This window comes from Pseudomonas sp. RGB (genome assembly GCF_007713445.1).
In the GTDB taxonomy this organism is placed as follows: Bacteria; Pseudomonadota; Gammaproteobacteria; order Pseudomonadales; family Pseudomonadaceae; genus Aquipseudomonas.
Map to the genome: position 1 here is coordinate 1 of NZ_VMSH01000013.1, position 19,465 is coordinate 19,465.

Sequence of the window (19,465 nt, forward strand, 5' to 3'; positions counted from 1 at the left end):
CCCTGTTACCGCCGTGAAAGGGCGGTGTCCTAGGCCACTAGACGAAGGGGACACACGTACAACATTCACTCCCTACCGCGTTTCGCTGTGTGCTTTACGCTGTAAGTGGCGCGCATTCTATGGATGGATTGAAAGGTCGTCAACCCCCAAGGATAAATTTATTTAAATCAATGACTTCGCCCTGCTTTCCAGGCCTTTGCGGGCATTGTGCCCGTCCGGGCTTTGACGCCTATATTCTGGCGCCCGACAAGGCGCTATAGTTCGCCCAGGCAAATGATGGCAATGTGCATCCATGCAGGGAACGCTACCTATATAGAAGAAACTACCTGGGCAACTGGTCGAACAATCCTATCCGTCGGATGGCCCAGTCACTACACTCCACAGCAAACCCTATAAAGAGGTCACACCGGTGACACCACTCATGATCACCCTGCTGGTAATAGCCGGGATCGTAATACTGATCGCCATTGGCTACATGAACCACGTGGTGGAAAACAACAAACTGGAAAAGCAGCGCACCGAAATCGAGCTTAACGATCGGCTGCGTCGTTGCGGTGAGATCACCGAGACGTTCCCCGGCCAGTTGATGACCCCGAAACTCAAACTGTTGCTGACTCGCCTGGAACTCAACGTCACCCAGCGCCTGTTGAACCTCAGAAAATCCAGCGCGCCGCTCAAGGCACGTATTGCTGAGCTGAACGCGCTGATCGGCCAGGGCGAATCGATCCCGGTGGCCAACCCGCCCGCGCCGATCCAGACCGAAGCCAAGGCCAAGGACGTGCGTTTCCTGCTCGAGGCACTGCACGGTCAAGTTACCCGTGCCGCCCAGGACGGTTTTCTGCCGGCCAACGAAGCCAAGCACTGGATCAAGGAAATTCGCCATATCCTGGTGTTGCTGCACATTGAGTTCTTCAACAACCTGGGCCAGCACGCCCTGCAACAAGGCCAGCCTGGCCAGGCACGCCTGGCGTTCGAGCGTGGCGTGCAGTACTTGCGCAAACAGCCGGAGCCGGTGCTCTACAGTGCACAACTGCAATTGCTGGAGTCGCAACTGGCCCGCGCCAACTCCACGGTGCTGACCAACAGCAAGCCGGCCGAAGACGAAGTCAACGAACTGACCGAAGGCCTGAAAGTCGTCGACGCCGACGCCGAATGGAAGAAGAAAGCCATCTACGACTGATCACCTGCCCCATGTGGCGACCTCAGGTCGCCACATGCCATCACTTTGCACCTATCCGCCCGCCCCCGACTAGCGTAAAAAAGTGCCCCTCACTTCGTGAAGTTAGAGGCCTGCTATGCCTGTTGCCGTGATTGATGGACAACCGCTGCACTATGTCGACCAGGGTAACGGCCCGGCCGTCCTGCTGGGTTCAAGTTACCTGTGGGACCACGACATGTGGGCCCCGCAAATTGAAGCCCTGTCGCAACAGTACCGCGTGATCGTGCCCGAACTGTGGGGCCACGGTGAGTCCGGCCCGCTGCCGACGCAAACCCGCTCTCTGGACGACCTCGCGCGCCAGGCCCTGGCGCTGCTGGATCAGCTGGATATCGCGCAAATCAATCTGGTCGGCCTGTCGGTCGGCGGCATGTGGGGCGCGCGCCTGGCGTTGCTGGCACCGGCGCGCATCAACAGCGTGGTGCTGATGGACACCTACCTGGGCGCCGAGCCCGACGCCACGCGCCAGTATTACTTCTCGCTGTTCAAGATGATCGAAGACGCCGGCGCCATCCCCGAGCCGTTGCTGGATGTGGTTGCACCGATTTTCTTCCGCCCGGGCATCGACCGCGAGTCAGCCCTGTACCAGGATTTTCGCAAGGCGTTGCAGGCCTTTCCCAAAGAGCGCCTGCTGAACAGCATCGTGCCGCTGGGTCGCCTGATCTTCAGCCGCGAGACCATTTTGGACCAACTGCCCCGTCTGGACTCGGACACCACGCTGGTGATGTGCGGCGAGCAGGACAAACCGCGGCCGCCCACCGAATCACAGGAAATGGCTGAACTGATTGGCTGCAGCCTCACGCTGATTCCCGACGCGGGGCATATCTCGGCCCGGGAAAACCCGGACTTCGTCAATGAAGCGCTGCTGACCTTCCTCGCCAACCACGCCTGATTGGCGCCCTGCCCTTTGCTCGCAGCTCACCCGCTGCGATCAAAGGCGGAAGTGCCCCACCATGCCCTTGAGCTCCGCGCCCAACTGCGCCAGCTGGATACTCGACGCGGCATTGCCCTGCATGCTCAACGCCGACTGATCGGCGCTCGCACGAATGCTGGTCACGCTGCGATTGATCTCTTCGGCCACCGAGCTTTGCTCCTCGGCCGCCGCGGCAATCTGCTGGTTCATTTGCTGGATCAATGACACCGCCGCGGCAATGCTGCCCAACGCGCTCTCCGTTTCCAGCGCATCGCTGACCGCCAACTTCACCAGCTCGCCGCTCTGCTGGATTTGCTGCACCGACGACTGCGTTGCGCTGCGCAACGTACTGACCAGACGCTCGATTTCCTCGGTCGATTGCTGCGTGCGCTTGGCCAACGCCCGCACTTCATCGGCCACCACTGCAAACCCTCGGCCCTGCTCGCCGGCGCGGGCGGCTTCGATGGCGGCGTTAAGGGCCAGCAGATTGGTTTGCTCGGCCACGCTTTTGATCACGCCCAGTACCGTGCCGATATTCTGGATTTCCGCGCTCAGGCTTTCGATACTCGCGCTGGCACTGGTGCTGGAGGACGCGAGCAATTCAATCCGTTGCAGGTTCTGGCGTACCACCTGCTGACCGCTGTCGACCTTGTCATCGGCGGTCTGCGCGGCTTGCGCGGCCTCTTCGGCGTTACGCGCCACGTCGTGCACCGTGGCGGTCATCTGGTTCATTGCCGTGGCAACCTGTTCGGTCTCCTCCTTCTGGCTGCTGACTTCAACATTGGTCTGCTCAGTGACGCTGGACAGTGAATGTGCCGAACTGGCCAACTGCTCGATGCCCGCTTGCAGCCCACTGACCATCTGGCTCAGGCCGCTGCCCATCTGCTGCATCGCCTGCATCAACTGGCCGATTTCATCGCGGCGGCTGACTTCCATCCGCCCGCTCAGGTCGCCGGACGCAATCTGCTGGGCCACGGCGATCACCGTGCGCAGCGGCGCCACGATCAACCGGGTAATCATCCACGCCGCGATCAAGCCCACCAGCAGCGCCAGGGCTGAGGAGCCGATGATCAACAACGCGCTTTTCTTCAATTGCGCCTGCATGGACTGGTCTTCGGCGTCGTACGCCTGGTTGACCCGGCTGACCACTTGGTCGGCGCGATCATGCAACTGCTTGTAGACGACTTTTTCCTGGGCCAGCAGCCCGGTGTACTCGCCGAGTTTTTCGCTGAATGCCGCGATATGCCCGGAGACTTCATTGAGTACGGTCTGGTAACCCGCATCCTTGACCGAGGTTTTCAACTGCTCGACTTGCGCCAGGGCCTGGTCGGCCTGTTCGATCTTGCCTTGCTCGGCGTTGTCGGCATCGGCCTTGCGGCTCTGATCCAGGCGCACGTGCGCTTCATTCATGGCTTGCAACATCAGCCGCGAGACCTGGCTGACCTGCCCGGCCTGCTCGATAAACTCGGCGCCGTCCTTGCCCTGGCTTTCCTTGAGGCCATAGGCGCCATCGTCGGCCAGGCCGGCCTGCAGCACATCGAGGTTATTGGCCACACTGGACACCGACCAACTGGCCATTTCCAGCGCCAGGTCCTTGGTCTGGGTCAGTTCGACAAACTCGTCGAATGCCTTGCGATACGCCGCCAACGCCTGCTCGACATCGCCCATCACTGGCACATTTGTGGCTGACCGAGCCTTGAGGCTGGCGGCCATCGCCGCCAGCGCATCGACACTTTCATGCAGGGCATCGACGGACTTGGGGTCGGCGTGCAGCGCGTAGTCCTGCTCGATCAAGCGCACCTTGAGCAAGCCGCTGTTGAGCGATGACATGGCCTTGAGGCCTTCAAAACGCTGGCCAACGGTTTGCAGGGACCACACGCCAATGGCCGCCACCAGCGCCGTCAACAGCAGCACCAGAGCGAAACCCAAGCTCAGTTTCTTCGCCATACCGAGGTTGGCGAAACGTCGTTGCACGCCTGAAATCATTGCACTTGAATCCTCTTGCAATGGCAGATGCCATCGAGCCCGGTTTCCATGCAGCGAGATTCGCAACGACGAGCCAGCGGCACAAGACGTTGGCGCCACAATAATGGCAAAAAGCTACATGCCCGTCGTTTTCAGAATGGTCGAGGTCGATCTGGCAGGCCCCATGGCACGGAACAACGCCAGCGCCCGCTGATCAGCAGCATAGGCCACGTTGATGCGCAGCCAGTCGCTGTGTTCGCCCTTGGGGTTGAACAGCGCCCCTGGCGACAACAACACACCGAGCCGTCGGGCGCAGGCCAGCAAGCGTGAATGATCGCCCCTGCCGGGCCGGGCCCACACAAACAGGCCCCCGGCGGGCACAGCGAACACCTCCCACTCCTCGTCCTCCAGCACCTGCAGGGTCGCGGCCATTTGTGTGTTCAAGCGCTTGCGCAGGCGCTGCACCCACTTCCGGTAGGTGCCATTGGCCAGCAGCGTGGCCAGCACCGCCTCGGCAAACCGCGACGTGCCGATGCCTGTCAGCGTTTTGAGTGTCACCATTGGCGCAATAATCGCTGCGCTGGCGCTCAGATACCCCACGCGCAGGGCACTGCTGAGGGTCTTGGAGAAACTCGAGATATAAATCACCCGACCGTCATGGGGCAGCGCCGACAGCCTTGTGCAACTGGCGTGCTGCAAGTCGCCGTAGACATCCTCTTCGACAATCAGGAAGTCTTCGCTGCTCGCCAATTGCAGCAGGCGCTCGGCCACGACGCGGCACAGGCTGGTGCCGGTCGGGTTGTGATACAGGCAGTTGATGAACAGGCACTTGGGGCGATGGCTTTTCAGCAGCGTCTCCAACACCGGGATATTCGGGCCGCCCAGCGTGCGCGGGACGTGCAGCAGCGTGACGCCATGGCGCTCCAACTGACGGTAGAGGTTGGCATACCCGGGCGTCTCGACCACCACCGTATCGCCGGCCTTGAGCAACGTCCGTATGAGCAGGTCCTGTGCATGGCTGGCGCCATGGGTGGTGAGGATACAGTCGAGACTGCTGGGCACTTTCATCTGCGTCAGGCGCTTGAGCAGTTGCTCACGCAGTGCCGGCAACCCCAGCGGCGTGCTGTAGTTGAACAGCCCGGCGGTGTCGGTGCGGCTGACCTCGCGTATGGCGTAACAAATGTCATCGCTTTCGCGCCAGGCGTCCGGCAGCCAGCCGCAACCCAGTTTCAACTCGCCCAACGGGCCATCGACATAGGCGCCCCAGCCCAGCTCGGCGCCTTCATACCAGTGGCTTTCAAGGGAAACCGGCGGCTGGGCCACTACAAACCCCGCGCCCTGTTTTGCCACCAACACCCCCTGCGCCACCATTCGCTCAAAGGCTTCGATGACGCTGGATTGACTGAGCAGGTTGTCGAGGGCCAATTGCCGGATGGACGGCAAGCGCGTGCCCGGGCTTGCCCCGCTCGTGCGAATCCATCGCGCCACCGCGCTGACGATTTGCTGCACCACCGGTACAAGGGCCTGTCGATCGATGCCTAAATCCATGAGCCACTCACTTCAACTGTCTGTTATTCAACCCCAAACAGTTAAGCACAGAAGCCGGGTTCGACCTGTCGCCGAAATTTATTAAAGTATTGATTTTATTGGATTATTTACCTACTGATACACATTCTGACGAGGCCTTGTGCCAGCCCTGGAAACGCCCCACAGCGCCCCTGGCCTTTTCGAATATGCAGTGGCGCCGAGTCCTAGATGGCCGTCGCGCCACCGTCCACCGCCAACGCCTGGCCCGTGGTGAACGCGGCACCGTCGCTGCACAGGTACAGCACCGCACTGGCGATTTCCTCGACTTTGCCGATGCGCCCGACCGGGTGCATGGCGGCGGCAAACTCAGCCTTGCGCGGGTCGGCTTCATAGGCACGCCGGAACATGTCGGTGTCGATCACCGCAGGGCACACCGCATTCACGCGGATTTTCTTTTTCGCGTATTCGATGGCCGCCGATTTGGTCAGGCCGATCACGGCATGTTTGGACGCCGCATAAATGCTCATCTTCGGCGCTGCCCCCAAACCCGCCACCGAAGCGGTGTTGACGATCGCCCCGCCGCCTTGGGCCAGCAGCAGCGGCAACTGGTGCTTCATGCACAGCCACACGCCCTTGACGTTAACGCCCATGATCGCGTCGAACTCATCCAGGCTGCCGTCGGCCAGCTTGCCCTTCTCGATCTCGATCCCGGCATTGTTGAAGGCGTAGTCCAGCCGACCATAGGCGGCGACAGTCTGCGCCATCAACTGCTGCACATCGGCTTCCAGCGTGACGTTGCAGCGCACAAACAACGCCTCCCCGCCCGCCTGTTGAATCAGCGCAACGGTGCTCTCGCCGCCCGCCACGTCCAGGTCGGCAACCACCACTTTCAAACCTTCGGCGGCAAATGCCAGCGCGGTGGCGCGGCCAATACCGGCGGCGGCGCCGGTGACCAGGGCGACCTGGCCGGAAAACGTCATGCTCATGGGGATGTCCTGTGGGGAAAATAGCCGTGGGCCGAGTCTAGCCAACCGCAGGACGGGCGCGTCAGCACTATCAGAAGGCCGGTTAGCTGTGTATGAATCGCAGTGATAAGGCCACCAGCCTCACTATCAACCAGGCCTATCGGCGGGCATTCGCGCTTCTCTCGCAACCTTGCTCTCAGGCCGTTAGGGGTCTATCACTTGGGGTTCATTTCTAAAGAGTCCTTTGCCATGACTGCCCAGACCAACCGCCAGTTCCTGCTCGCCAAACGCCCGGTCGGCGCGGCGACACGGGAGACCTTCACCTATCAGGAAGTGCCGGTGGGCACGCCAGGGGATGGGCAAGTGCTGGTGCACAACGAATACCTGTCCCTGGACCCGGCCATGCGTGGCTGGATGAACGAGGGCAAGTCCTACATTCCGCCCGTCGGCATTGGTGAAGTGATGCGCGCGCTGGGCGTGGGCAAGGTGATTGCGTCGAACAACCCGAAATTTGCAGTGGGTGACTACGTCAATGGCGCGCTGGGCGTGCAGGATTACTTCCTCGGCGAACCGCGCGGCTTCTACAAGGTGGACCCCAAGCTCGCGCCGCTGCCGCGCTACCTGTCCGCCCTCGGCATGACGGGCATGACCGCCTACTTCGCCCTGCTCGACACGGGCGCGCCCAAGGCCGGCGAAACCGTGGTGATCTCCGGCGCCGCCGGGGCGGTGGGCAGCATTGCCGGGCAAATTGCCAAGATCAAAGGCTGCCGCGTGGTCGGCATCGCCGGCGGCGCCGACAAGTGCAAATTCCTCGTGGATGAATTGGGCTTCGACGCAGCCATCGACTACAAAAGCGAAGACGTGCCAGCCGCCCTCAAGCGCGAATGCCCTAAAGGCGTGGACGTGTATTTCGATAACGTCGGCGGCGACATCCTCGACGCCGTACTCAGCCGCCTCGCGTTAAAGGCGCGGGTGGTGATTTGCGGTGCCATCAGCCAGTACAACAATAAAGAAGCCGTGAAAGGCCCGGCCAACTACTTGTCGTTGCTGGTCAACCGTGCGCGGATGGAAGGCTTTGTGGTGATGGACCATGCGGCGAACTTTGCCGCGGCCGGGCAGGAGATGGCCGGCTGGATGGCGCAGGGCAAGCTCAAGAGCAAGGAGGATATTGTCGAGGGGCTGGAGACGTTCCCAGAAACACTGATGAAGCTGTTCAACGGCGAGAACTTCGGGAAGTTGGTGCTGAAAGTTAACTGACACACCATCAAACCCAATGTGGGCACAGTCAATGTGGGAGCTGGCTTGCCTGCGATAGCAACAACTGGGTATCACTGAGACACCGAGTCGCTCGCATCGCAGGCAAGCCAGCTCCCACACGTGGCAGTGCCTGCTTTAAATCACCGTCATCAGGCGATTTCGGCGACCACTGCCGCCAAGGCTTTCGCCGGGTCCGCCGCCTGGCTGATCGGGCGACCGATTACCAGGTAGTCCGAACCCGCATTCAGCGCCTGACGCGGCGTCAGAATGCGCCGCTGGTCATCCTGGGCACTGCCCGCCGGGCGAATGCCTGGAGTGACCAGTTGCAGCGACGGGTGAGCGGTCTTCAGGGCCTGGGCTTCCAGCGCCGAGCACACCAGACCATCAAGACCTGCCTTCTGCGCCAGCGCCGCCAAGCGCAATACCTGCTCCTGAGGCTCGATATCCAGGCCGATGCCGGCCAGGTCCTCGCGCTCCATGCTGGTCAGCACGGTCACACCAATGAGCAGCGGTTTCGGGCCGCTGCGCTGTTCCAGCACTTCACGGCAGGCCGTCATCATGCGCAGGCCGCCGGAGCAGTGCACATTGACCATCCACACGCCCATTTCAGCCGCGGCCTTGACTGCCATGGCGGTGGTGTTGGGGATGTCATGGAATTTCAGGTCGAGGAACACTTCGAAGCCTTTGTCACGCAGGGTGCCGACAATTTCGGCGGCGCAACTGGTGAACAGTTCCTTGCCGACCTTGACCCGGCAAAGCTTGGGGTCCAACTGGTCAGCCAGCTTCAGTGCGGCGTCACGAGTGGGGTAATCCAGGGCGACGATGATAGGAGTCTGGCAGACGGACATTGGAATGGGCTCTCAGGCAAGTCGAAATCGGCGCGGATTGTAGCGCAAGCGGCGCCGTTGCGGGATCCGATGATCGGTAAAATACTGATCGAGCGCCCGTAACCCGGCATTTAGGGCAATTGTGTCAAGGCTGATACATTCACGACATGCCCTCAACACGCACCACGTCTAGCCTCGCGCACATGACCGCCCGTCCAGCACTTCCAGCCATGGAGCTGGGCGCCTATGCTGACAGCAACAACCCAGGCAGATGATCGCACTATGCATACCCCTACCGTCTCTGTAAACGAAGAGCAAAAAGGCGCGGTGATCGCCGAAGACAAGCGCTGGAATACCCGTGCGCTGATCGTCGATGACGATCTACCGATTCGTGAACTGCTGATCGACTACCTGGCGCGCTTCAATATTCTCGCCGTCGGCGTCACCGACGGCACCGCCATGCGCACGGCCATGCAAGCTGAAACCTTTGATGTGGTGGTGCTCGACCTGATGCTGCCGGGCGAAGACGGCCTGTCACTGTGCCGTTGGCTGCGCACCGAATCGGACATCCCGATCCTGATGCTCACCGCGCGCTGCGAACCCACCGACCGCATTATCGGCCTGGAACTGGGCGCCGATGACTACATGTCCAAGCCCTTCGAACCGCGCGAGCTGGTGGCACGCATCCAGACCATCCTGCGCCGGGTACGCGATGACCGTACCGAGCAGCGCGCCAATATCCGTTTCGACAACTGGCGCCTCAACAGCGTACTGCGCCAACTGGTGGCCGACGACGGCCTCGTGGTGCCGCTGTCCAACGCCGAGTTTCGTCTGCTGTGGGTGTTTATCGAACGCCCGCGCCGCGTGCTGAGCCGTGAACAATTGCTCGATGCCGCGCGTGGCCGTTCCATCGAGGCGTTTGATCGCAGCATCGACTTGCTGGTCTCGCGCCTGCGCCAGAAGCTGGGCGATGACCCCAAGGCACCGCAGTTGATCAAGACTGTCCGCGGCGAAGGCTACCTGTTTGACGCGCGGGATATCGGCTGATGCGCGCCACCTTCAATACGCTGTTCGGCAGGCTGTTCGGCGTATTGCTGGTAGCCATTGTGCTGGCCCACGTGCTGGCGTTCTTTTGGTTTCACCACTATGGCTCGCCACCGCCGCCGCCTCAGGAAACCTTTGTCGAGCAGCCGGATGGAACGATGAAGCCGCTGCCCAAGCACCATCGCCCCTGGTTCGGTGGCCCGATGGTGCCACTGACGTTTCAGTTTATCTCGCTGATCATTGCCGCCTGGTATGGCGCCAAATTGCTGAGCCGGCCGATCCAGCGCCTGAGCGCAGCCGCCGAACGCTTGAGCCTCGACCTCGACAGCCCACCCCTCAATGAGTCCGGGCCTCGCGAGGCGCGCCAGGCTGCATCGACCTTCAACCTGATGCAAAAACGCATTCGCGAGCAAGTCAGCCAGCGTGCACGCATGCTCGGCGCCGTTTCTCACGACCTGCGCACCCCGCTGTCACGCCTCAAGCTGCGTCTGGAGCAGATCGAAGACACCAAGCTGCAAGGTCAGATGCGCCAGGACCTGGACGACATGATCGACATGCTCGACTCCACCCTGAGCTACTTGCACGAACAGCGCACCAGCGAAACCCGGCACTGGCTCGACGTGCAGGCGCTGGTCGAATCCCTCAGCGAAAACGCCCAGGACCAGGGCTCTGATGTGCAGTTCGCGGGCAATTGCGCGCCTTTGCAGGTGCAGCCGATGGCACTGCGCTCGTGCCTCAACAACCTGATCGACAATGCACTGCGTTATGCCGGTACGGCGCGGGTGGAACTGAGCGACAGCCGCGAAGCCTTGGTCATCCGTGTGATCGACCACGGGCCGGGGATTGCGGCGGATAAACGTGAGGCCGTATTCGAACCGTTCTTTCGCCTGGAAGGCTCACGCAACCGCAACTCCGGCGGCGTCGGCCTGGGCATGACGATTTCCAAGGAAGCGGTGGAACGCCTCGGCGGCAGCCTGAGCCTGGAGGAAACCCCAGGCGGCGGCCTGACCGCCGTGATGCGGTTGCCGAGGGCTTAAAGGGGTTTGTCTTCGCGACGCACTTGCGCCTGGGTCGCGCTCCAATCCGTCAGCAGGCTGTAGGCCACCGCCAGCAAGGTCGGGCCGATAAACAGACCGATAAAGCCAAAGGCGATCAACCCGCCAAACACGCCCAGCAGCACAATCACCAGCGGCAGGTTGCCGCCGCGGCTGATCAGGTACGGCTTGAGCACGTTGTCGACGCCGCTGATGATGAACGTGCCCCACACACCGAGAAACACCGCATAGGTGTAATCGCCCTTCCAGGCCAGCCAGGCCGTGGCCGGGATCCATACCAGCGGCGGCCCCATGGGGATCAGGCTGAGCAGGAAGGTGACGATGCCCAGCACCAGTGCGCCCGGCACACCGGCGATCAGGAAGCCGATCAGCGCCAGCAACGCCTGAGCGGCGGCGGTACCAATCACGCCGTTGACCACGCGTTGCACAGTGCCGGCCACCAACTCGATGTAGTAACCGGCACGGTCGCCGATCAAGCGTTCCAGCAGGCGATGCACGAACGTCGCCAGGCGCGGCCCGTCGCGGTAGAAGAAAAACACGAACACCAGGCTCAGGGTCAATTCGAGAATACCGCCACCGATCTGCGCGCTGCGCGCCAGCAACCAGTTGCCGACCTGGCCCAGGTACGGCTTGATGCTGACCATCAACGCCGCGCCCTGCTGGTCGATACTGTCCCAGGTGGCCACCAGGCGCTCACCGACCAATGGAATCGAACCCAGCCACGTTGGCGCGGCCGGCAGACCGTCAACCTGGATATCCTTGATCAGGCCCACCGCGTCGCGTACATGGTCGGCCAGGTTGAACCCCAGCCACACCAGTGGCACCGCCACCAGCAGCATCCAGCCCAGGGTCAGAATGCCCGCCGCCAGGGATTCCCGGCCGCCCAGCCAACGGGTCAGCAAACGCATCAGCGGCCAGCTGGCAAACGCCAGCACCGCGCCCCAGAACAGCGCCGACCAGAACGGCGCCATCACCCAGAAGCTGGCACCAAACAACACCAGCAGCAGGATTTGCACCAGTAGGCGATCGTTATTGAGCATCGGGTATCTCGAGAATAAGGCTGTAGGAAGAGAGCTTAGGCGAACGGCGCGGGTCCGTTCGCCCTGTTGCGGGTCAGCGTATCAGATGCAGGTGCAAACCCTTAGCGTCACCGCTGCCGGTTTCCATGCGCGCGGCGCGCACGCCGCTGTCGATCAGGCCCTGGCGCCAGGCTTCGGCGGTCGGCCCGGTCAAGCTGACGCGCAAGGTGGCGTCGAGGTTCAAGCCACGGGAAATCAGGGTCAGCCAGGTGGCGTCGGGTTCGGCGCCCAACGCCGGGAAGTCCAGTTCGCCGGTGCTTTTCAACTCACGCAGCAAGGTGGCCGAGGTGGGCAGCAAGTCCCCCAGCGGCGCGCTGGCGTCGAGCTGTTCAACATGCAGATAGGCGCGACGGTTGCCGCGGGTGATGCCGTACAGCGCTACCAGGGAATTGTCCTGCGGCGCCGCCAGACGCAGCAGCAGGTATTCCTGCTGCCCATCGGCGCCGACCAGTTTGGCGTTGCCGAACACTTCGTTGGCCCACAGGCTGCTTTCGCCGCAATCGCGAGCCTGGCACCAGAACAACAGCTGCGCGCCCTTGGCCTGCAACGCTTCGCGCGTCGCGGTAAACGCGGCACTGGAAGTGTGCTCGGCGGGCAGCTCATAGGTGATGGCGGTGGTCTGGCCACGCGCTGTGGCTTGGCCTTCGTAACGCAGTTGGCCGCTGATCTTGCGGATCGCGCCCATCGGGTAGATGCGTTCCTTTTCTTCAGCGGGGCGGTAATCGACGATTTGCGCATCGGCCTGACGGGCCACGGCCGGTAAATCCTGGCTTCCCGGCAGGTCGGCGGCGAACACCAAGGGGCTGAAACAGCACAGCCCGAGGGCACGGATACATCCTTTGCGCAGGCTCATCGGATCGGTGAGCCCTGGCCATTAGAGGTCGCAGCAGTGTTCATAGCGTTCATGGTTGACTCCCTTTCAATCCGCCCAGCCTCGGCAGTTGCCCGCGTCAAGTCAAGGCGCGTGGAAGAACCGATTGAAACAGTCTGCAACAAGCAGCGCGCCGGGCTCATCATTAAGGTGTAAATGATGGCCGCCGGGCAGCGTCTTCACCGTAAAAGGTAGCTGAGAAAGCAATTCTGGATGTTTCGCCAGCATGCCGTCAGCCGCGACCACCAGCTGTGTAGGGCAACCCACGCGCCGCACGAAAGCCATCGCCTGCTCATCGGTCAGGCGCATCGGCGAGGCGAGCGTCAGGCGGCTGTCCGTACGCCAGGTGTAACCGCCCGGCACCGGCATCAAACCGCGCTGGGCCAACAGCTCGGCGGCTTCGCGACTGACCGCCACCACGCCTTTCATGCGTGCTTCCACGGCGCGATCCAGCGAGGTGTAGACCGGTTTGCGCTTGTCCTGCAGGTTCAGTTGCGCCTGCAGCGCCATGCCCAGCCGCTCGGCGGCGCTCTCGCCCGCGGCGGTGGGCGGGACCACGCCGTCGATCAAGCCCAGGTGCGTGACTCGCTCCGGCAAGGCGCCGGCCAACACCAGCGAGACGATGGCGCCGAGCGAGTGGCCAAGTAATGCAAAACGTTTCCAGTCCAGCTGTTCGGCAACTTGCAACACATCAAAGACGTAATCCCACAGGGCATAACCGGCGCCGGCAGGACGGTGCGCCGAATGCCCATGACCGGCCATGTCCAACGCGACGATACGCAAACCGTGCAGCTTCGGCGCCAGCCGCGCAAAGCTGTTGGCATTGTCGAGCCAGCCATGCAGGGCGATCACCGGCAAACCGTCTTCGGGACCAAACAAATGCGCCGCCAACTCGATGTGCGGCAGGCTCAGGCGGACTTCTTCGACGGGCGTGCTCATGCGCAACTGCGCTCGCGGGCTGCCCAGCGGGAAAACAGGTTCTTGATCAAGGTCGCGGTGTCCTGCGGGCGTTCGAGGGGGAACATATGGCCACCGGGCATGGTGAGCATTTCGCCCATCGGCAGGCGGTCGACGCCGCTGGCATGGTGACGCATCACCACGCGGCTTTGACGGCCGCGCACCACAGCCAACGGCACCTTCAACTGACGAACCTGGCCAGGGCTGGTGTGAGGCACGCCGCGGTAGATGCTGATTTCAGTGGCCGGATCAAAGCGCAGACGCAGGCGATCGCCCACCTGTTGCAAGCCGTGTTGCAGGTACGCGTCAAAGCATTCCGGATCGAACCCGCGAAACAGCGTCTTGCCGGCAAAGTAGCTGCGCGCGGCCTCCAGATCGGCAAATTCTTCACGGCGGCCCAGCGTACGCCCGGCCGGGGTCAGGCGGTCGATAAAGCCGAAACGCTTGGCGGCACGGATCACCCAGCGGTCAGCGCGGGTCAGCACCGGCGAATCGAGCATCACCACGCCGCGGTACAGCTGCGGACAGCGCATGGCCGCGTGCAAATGCAACACACCGCCCAGGGAATGGCCCACACCCCACACCGGTTCCGGCTGCAACTGCAGATGGTGGATCAACTCGTCCACCAGGTTCTGCCAGTTGTCGTCCACCGGAAACCTGGGGTCGTGACCGTGTTGCGGCAGGTGAGCCACGGCATATTCCGGGGCCAGGGCGGCAAACAACTTGCCGTAAGTGGCCGAAGGGAAGCCATTGGCGTGGGCAAAAAACACGTGCTGCGACATACCGGATCCATCTGCAAAAACAGAAGTTGATTGTCACCATGCCCGGCCGTTACAGCAATGACTGTAACCGCCAGGAATGATGACACTCACGCCACGCCTATCGCGCCGGCGGGTTCTCGCCCAGCGGTACCACGGCCATGGTCAGGCGCGACACGCAGCTGGATTTGCCCTCATCGCTGGTCAAGCGAATGTCCCACACTTGAGTGGTACGGCCGATATGGATCGCCCGCGCCACCGCCGTGACCCGCCCGCTGCGCACACCGCGCAGGTGGTTGGCATTGACCTCAAGGCCCACGCAATAAAACTTGCTGGCATCGATGCACAGGTAAGCCGCCATGGAACCGACGCTTTCAGCCAGCACCACCGACGCACCGCCGTGCAGCAGGCCGTAGGGTTGATGGGTGCGATGGTCGACCACCATGCTGGCGGTCAGGGACTCGTCGTCGAAGCTTTCGAAGCGGATGTCCAGCAGCTCACCAATGGTGTTTTTCTGGCTCGCGTTGAGTTGCTCGATATTCGGTTGGGTGCGCCACAAACTCATGAAGGTGTCCTTATTGGTTTTATTACGACCCTAATCCTGCCACACAATGGCTTCGTTGCGCGCGCTCCAAACTGCAAGCTCGGCACCGTAGGTCGACTCGATCACCGTGCGTTTGATCTTCAGGGTCGGCGTGAGAAAGCCGTTTTCCACCGCCCAACTGTCTTTCACCACCACCAGCTGGCGCAAGCGTTCGTGTTTATCCAGTGCCTGGTTGACCTGTTCCAGCCAGCGTTCGAGGCTGCTGCCCAGGGCGTTTCGGTCCTGAGGCCCGGCGGACAACACGCACAGGCCGATCGGCGCAGTCAGGCCATCGCCCACCACGCACACTTGCTCAATGCGTGCATGTTCGGCCAGGCGGTTTTCAATCGGTGCCGGGGCCACGTATTTGCCCTTGCTGGTCTTGAAGATTTCCTTGAGCCGCCCGGTCAGACGCAGGCGGCCGTCGGCGTCCTGTTCGCCCTTGTCGCCGGTACGCAGGAAGCCATCATCGGTCAGGGTGTCGGCGGTTTTCTGCGGGTCCTTGAAGTAGCCGAGCATGGTCGCGCCGCTGCGCACCTGCACTTCGCCCGACGTGTCGATGCGCACTTCAACACCAGGGCACGGTAGGCCGATCCAGCCGAGCGTCTGCTGGCCGGGGCGACACACATGGGAATAGCCGCAGCTTTCGGTCATGCCATACACCTCCAGCACATCCAGCCCCAGGCGCTGATACCAACGCAGCAACGCTTCGGGCACGGGCGCCGCCCCGGACAACGCAATGCGCAGGGCATCCAGGCCCAGCCCCGCAAGAACCTTATGGCCGACGTGCTTGCCGATAAATGGCAGGCGCAGCAGGCGGTCGAGGCGCTTTTGCGGGATCTTGCTGTAGACGCCCATCTGGAACTTGGTCCAGATCCTCGGCACGCCGAACAGCGCCGTTGGCCGGGCCCGACGCAGATCCGCCAAAAAGGTATCGAGGCTCTCGGCGAAATACACGGTTTGCCCGGTGTAGATCGAGGCCAATTCCACGAACATGCGCTCGGCCACATGGCACAGCGGCAGGTAGGACAGCAACCGGTCGCCCTCCCCCAGGCCGAACAACTCGGTGCCACGGGTGGCGGCAAAACCCAAGGCGCCAAAGGTTTGCATCACGCCCTTGGGCAAGCCGGTGGTGCCGGAGGTGTAGACGATGGTGGCCAGGCTTGAGGTGCCAGGTTCAGGGTTGTCCTGGATCGGCGAGCAGGCTTGCAGGTCGGCCCAGCGGTAATCGAAGTCGCCGGCCGGGCACAGGGGCAGGCTGATGGTCGGCAGCCCGGCGGGGATACCCGGCGCCATCGCAGGCCAGTCATCCAGCTTGCCGATCAATACCAGCGCCGCCTCGGAATGGGTCAGCACATGGGCGACGGAGTCGGCGGTGAGGTTGGGGTACAGCGGCACCGAGACGTGCCCGGCCATCCAGATCGCGAGGTCGGCGATGATCCAGTGTGCGCAGTTTTTTGAGATCAGCGCGATGTGCGAGCCTTGCGGCAGCTCGCGGGCACGCAGCCAATGCGCGGCGCAACGGGCCTGGTGACCGACCTCGCCCCAGGTGAGGGTCTGCACCTCGCCAGCGCCGATGGGTTGCACCAGAAAGGTTTTGCGCGGGTGTCGCGCTTCACGTTCGAAGAAGACCTGCAACGGCAAACGAAAAGCGACGGGCATGGGACGCGCTCCTTTGTGATCCGGCCATAGCCAACCAAGCACTTGCTTGGTTGACTGTATAGCACACACTGGGGGGTGATTTATCCTTGGAGCCTTTGGGGGTTACGCATGTTTTTTTTGGGGTTGTTACGGGGTTGCTGGGGGTATATCCGTTATTTAGGTGATGGCGGATATGGGTTCCGCCCTTACGGCGGGTCACTTTTGAAAAGAGCCCAAAAGTAACCAAAAGGCTCTTGCCCCACCACTCGGCACCTCGCTTAGGCTCGGTGTGCCCTCACGCAGGCTTTGGAGCGTGGGCCGCCGCGATGGGCCATCCATGGCCCAACACGGCTAAACCGGCGTCCTGCCGGTTTACCCACGCTCCAAAACCTGCGTTCGGCCAGCGTGGTTTAACGGGGCGCCTAAGATCAAAAGCAGATCAAGATCAAAAGCAAAGCACGGCGGCCTGGTAGCCGACCTGAGTGGTTAGATCAAAAGCGAAACCGAGGCGGCCTGACAGCCGACCTGATCCTGGAAGCTGAACTCAATCAAATGTGGGAGCTGGCTTGCCTGCGATGGCATCGACTGGGTGTCACTGATACACCGAGGTGTCTGCATCGCAGGCAAGCCAGCTCCCACAGAAAAGCAATGCAGTGCAATGCTGGCAGCTTAACTCGGTCAACTTGCTCGCGAAGGCGGTGGGTCAGGCAGCTCATGTGTCACTGACACCCCGCCTTCGCGAGCAAGCCCGCTCCCACATTTGGATCTCAGCGCATCAGATACACGCTGGTCGAGCCCAGGCGAGGTGCCCAGGGGGGGGCACAGACCTTTTGGTTGCTTTTGGCAGGGCCGGCATTCCGGGCGTTTGCCAAAAGTGACCCGCTGTAAGAACGGAACCCTACGAAGCCGTTACCGCAGCAACGGACATGCCCCCCGCCCCTACGGGTTCTTCACACCAACCAGACTCATCAACCCCGCCAACGGAAAATCCCCCTCAAGCTCCGCAAGGCTGGCAGTGTGCATCGGTTGCGGCTGACGCAAATGACCATGCTGCAAAAAGCTGATCAAGCTGCCCACCAACGGCTGATGGCTGACCAGCAGCACATTGTCATCGGTGTCGAGCTTTTCCAATACCTGCAACGGACTGCTTTCAGGCGTCAACCACGGCACGGTACGAATCTGCGGCTCAAACCCCAAGGCGTCACGCACCAAGTGGGCAGTTTGCTGCGCACGCACATACGGACTGGCGAGGATGGCGCTGATCGGCTGGCCGATCAGGTGCGCGGCACTGCGCAACACTTCGCCGCGGCCATGCTCAGTGAGGTTGCGCTCGGCGTCGGTGCGCGCATGCCCCTGGGCTTCACCGTGACGCAAAATCCACAGCTTCACAGTTTTGGCTCTTCATCACGCACCGGGTGCGGCGCCGGCGGCACGCTGTGGGCGGCTTCACCCTCGGGTGCTCGCGGGGTTGGCCAATCGGCGAAGGGCCAGGGTTTCTGCTCGGTGTGGAAGCTGCCGAAACGGCCGATCTGCGCGAGGAACTGGCTGAGGCTGTCGCCAAAATTCATCAGGCCCAGGTTCGGCGCGCCGTAGACCAGGCGATACACCAACTGCACCACCACCAGCGCGCCCAGCAGGAACTGCGCGACTTGCCACACCAGGGCAAACACCAGCATCCACAGGATACGCAGGAGAATGGACTCGTATTTCGGGGCCGCTTTGGGATCGTTCATGGCGCGTTCCTCAGTTGAAACCACTGGTGGAAATAAAGTCGACATCGGTCTTGGGCTCGGCGCGCATCAGCAACTCGATGACTTGGTTCAAGGTGCGCCCTTCAAACAGGATCGCGTGCAGCCCGGCGACCAGCGGCATGTACACGCCGACCTCCTGAGCCTTGGCCTTCAGCACTTTAAGCGTGTTGACGCCTTCGGCCACTTCGCCCAGGCGCGTGACTGCGTCTTCCAGGCTCAAGCCCTGGCCCAAGGCGAAACCGACCTGGTAGTTGCGGCTTTTCGGCGACGAGCAGGTCACGATCAAATCACCCACGCCCGCCAGGCCCAGGAAAGTCATCGGGTTGGCGCCCTGGTTCACCGCAAAGCGGGTCATCTCTGCCAGTGCGCGAGTGATCAGCATGCTCTTGGTGTTCTCGCCCATGCCCAGGGCCACGGCCATGCCGGCGATGATCGCGTAGACGTTTTTCAGCGCCCCGCCCAGTTCGACACCAAAGCGGTCGCCGCTGGCGTAGACGCGGAAGGTGCGGCCATGCAACACCGCCTGGACGCGTTCACATAACGCTTCATCTTCACTGGCGACCACGGTGGCCGTCAGCGCGTGCTCGGCGACTTCCCGAGCCAGGTTCGGCCCGGACAGCACGCCAATGCGCGCCTGAGGGGCGATCTCTTCGAGGATTTCGCTCATCAGCTTGAAGGTGTGCGCCTCGATGCCCTTGGTCAAGCTGACCAGCAGCTTGCCCGCCAGGCGTTCGGCGTGAGGCGCCAGCACTGAGCGCAAGGCGCTCGAAGGCAGTGCGACAAAGCACAGGTCACATTCAGCCAGCGTGGCCAGCAGATCGGTCACCGGCTCGACCGCCGCATGAATCTTGATGCCTTTAAGGTAACGGGGGTTTTCCCGATGAACGCGGATAGCCTCGGCCTGCTCGGGATCGCGCATCCATTGGCGCACCGCGTGGCCGTTCTCAGCCAGCAGGTTTGCCACGGCGGTACCAAAACTTCCGCCTCCCAGGACCGCAATAGGGCGCTGTTCAGTCATATGCAATCCGTTAATCCATACCAGTGGCGATGGCGGCA

Annotated in this window: 18 protein-coding genes and 1 pseudogene; 5 read left to right on the forward strand and 14 right to left on the reverse strand. The window is 62.1% G+C overall.

The features are described 5' to 3' along the window. Nucleotides 1-421 precede the first annotated feature (421 nt). Nucleotides 422-1,180, forward strand: a complete 759-nt coding sequence (locus FPT15_RS22970; RefSeq protein WP_145164927.1) for a hypothetical protein — start codon at nt 422-424, stop codon at nt 1,178-1,180. Nucleotides 1,181-1,295: 115 nt separating this feature from the next. Further along, nucleotides 1,296-2,108: an alpha/beta fold hydrolase gene (locus tag FPT15_RS22975; protein ID WP_145164929.1), complete on the forward strand. Its 813-nt coding sequence runs from the start codon at nt 1,296-1,298 to the stop codon at nt 2,106-2,108. Between the two features lie 39 nt (nt 2,109-2,147). On the opposite strand, the gene FPT15_RS30435 is transcribed toward FPT15_RS22975, so the two are convergent. The 4 genes and pseudogenes from FPT15_RS30435 to FPT15_RS22990 all read right to left on the reverse strand — a co-directional run bounded on the left by FPT15_RS30435 (nt 2,148) and on the right by FPT15_RS22990 (nt 6,607). Continuing rightward, on the reverse strand, nt 2,148-3,029 hold the full coding sequence (locus FPT15_RS30435; protein WP_372241491.1) for a methyl-accepting chemotaxis protein: 882 nt from the start codon (nt 3,027-3,029) through the stop codon (nt 2,148-2,150). Beyond that, nucleotides 3,009-4,115: pseudogene (locus tag FPT15_RS30440) on the reverse strand (HAMP domain-containing protein); the annotation flags it as partial. The pseudogene FPT15_RS30440 and the gene FPT15_RS30435, both read right to left, overlap by 21 nt. A gap of 114 nt (nt 4,116-4,229) precedes the next feature. Next, nucleotides 4,230-5,642 carry a PLP-dependent aminotransferase family protein gene (locus FPT15_RS22985; RefSeq protein ID WP_145164933.1) on the reverse strand — a complete coding sequence of 471 codons (1,413 nt, stop codon included), beginning with the start codon at nt 5,640-5,642 and terminating at the stop codon, nt 4,230-4,232. A 203-nt stretch (nt 5,643-5,845) separates the two neighbouring features. Continuing rightward, complete coding sequence (locus FPT15_RS22990; protein WP_145164936.1) at nt 5,846-6,607, reverse strand: SDR family oxidoreductase; 762 nt, start codon at nt 6,605-6,607, stop codon at nt 5,846-5,848. A 228-nt stretch (nt 6,608-6,835) separates the two neighbouring features. On the opposite strand from FPT15_RS22990, the gene FPT15_RS22995 reads away from it, so the two are divergent. Continuing rightward, the gene (locus FPT15_RS22995) at nt 6,836-7,843 is read left to right on the forward strand and encodes an NADP-dependent oxidoreductase (RefSeq protein ID WP_145164938.1); all 1,008 of its coding nucleotides are present in this window, start codon (nt 6,836-6,838) and stop codon (nt 7,841-7,843) included. A gap of 149 nt (nt 7,844-7,992) precedes the next feature. On the opposite strand, the gene pyrF is transcribed toward FPT15_RS22995, so the two are convergent. Beyond that, nucleotides 7,993-8,691 (reverse strand): orotidine-5'-phosphate decarboxylase, encoded by a 699-nt coding sequence (gene pyrF / locus FPT15_RS23000; RefSeq protein ID WP_145164940.1) that lies wholly within the window; start codon nt 8,689-8,691, stop codon nt 7,993-7,995. Between the two features lie 261 nt (nt 8,692-8,952). On the opposite strand from pyrF, the gene FPT15_RS23005 reads away from it, so the two are divergent. Together FPT15_RS23005 and FPT15_RS23010 are read left to right on the forward strand one after the other, a co-directional pair. Then, nucleotides 8,953-9,717: a response regulator gene (locus tag FPT15_RS23005; protein ID WP_106580678.1), complete on the forward strand. Its 765-nt coding sequence runs from the start codon at nt 8,953-8,955 to the stop codon at nt 9,715-9,717. Next, nucleotides 9,717-10,751, forward strand: coding sequence for a HAMP domain-containing sensor histidine kinase (locus tag FPT15_RS23010; RefSeq protein ID WP_145164942.1), 1,035 nt, complete (start codon nt 9,717-9,719; stop codon nt 10,749-10,751). Before FPT15_RS23005 ends, FPT15_RS23010 begins: the two co-directional genes overlap by 1 nt. Here FPT15_RS23010 and FPT15_RS23015 read toward each other — a convergent pair. From FPT15_RS23015 to FPT15_RS23060, 9 genes are all read right to left on the reverse strand, one after another. Beyond that, the gene (locus tag FPT15_RS23015) at nt 10,748-11,809 is read right to left on the reverse strand and encodes an AI-2E family transporter (protein WP_145164944.1); all 1,062 of its coding nucleotides are present in this window, start codon (nt 11,807-11,809) and stop codon (nt 10,748-10,750) included. The genes FPT15_RS23010 and FPT15_RS23015 overlap by 4 nt on opposite strands. A gap of 73 nt (nt 11,810-11,882) precedes the next feature. Continuing rightward, nucleotides 11,883-12,701, reverse strand: coding sequence for a DUF4892 domain-containing protein (locus FPT15_RS23020; RefSeq protein ID WP_145164946.1), 819 nt, complete (start codon nt 12,699-12,701; stop codon nt 11,883-11,885). A 102-nt stretch (nt 12,702-12,803) separates the two neighbouring features. After that, complete coding sequence (locus FPT15_RS23025; protein WP_145164948.1) at nt 12,804-13,658, reverse strand: alpha/beta hydrolase; 855 nt, start codon at nt 13,656-13,658, stop codon at nt 12,804-12,806. After that, nucleotides 13,655-14,458: an alpha/beta fold hydrolase gene (locus FPT15_RS23030; RefSeq protein ID WP_145164950.1), complete on the reverse strand. Its 804-nt coding sequence runs from the start codon at nt 14,456-14,458 to the stop codon at nt 13,655-13,657. Before FPT15_RS23030 ends, FPT15_RS23025 begins: the two co-directional genes overlap by 4 nt. Nucleotides 14,459-14,555: 97 nt before the next feature. Next, nucleotides 14,556-14,999 (reverse strand): hotdog fold thioesterase, encoded by a 444-nt coding sequence (locus FPT15_RS23035; protein WP_145164952.1) that lies wholly within the window; start codon nt 14,997-14,999, stop codon nt 14,556-14,558. A 30-nt stretch (nt 15,000-15,029) separates the two neighbouring features. After that, complete coding sequence (locus tag FPT15_RS23040; protein WP_145164954.1) at nt 15,030-16,679, reverse strand: AMP-binding protein; 1,650 nt, start codon at nt 16,677-16,679, stop codon at nt 15,030-15,032. 918 nt (nt 16,680-17,597) lie between these two features. Next, complete coding sequence (sixA, locus tag FPT15_RS23050; RefSeq protein ID WP_145164956.1) at nt 17,598-18,047, reverse strand: phosphohistidine phosphatase SixA; 450 nt, start codon at nt 18,045-18,047, stop codon at nt 17,598-17,600. Next, nucleotides 18,044-18,391, reverse strand: a complete 348-nt coding sequence (locus FPT15_RS23055) for a DUF4389 domain-containing protein (RefSeq protein WP_119739584.1) — start codon at nt 18,389-18,391, stop codon at nt 18,044-18,046. Before FPT15_RS23055 ends, sixA begins: the two co-directional genes overlap by 4 nt. Nucleotides 18,392-18,401: 10 nt before the next feature. Further along, entirely contained in the window at nt 18,402-19,427 is a 1,026-nt protein-coding gene (locus FPT15_RS23060) for an NAD(P)H-dependent glycerol-3-phosphate dehydrogenase (protein WP_145164958.1), read from the reverse strand. Between the last annotated feature and the right edge of the window lie 38 nt (nt 19,428-19,465).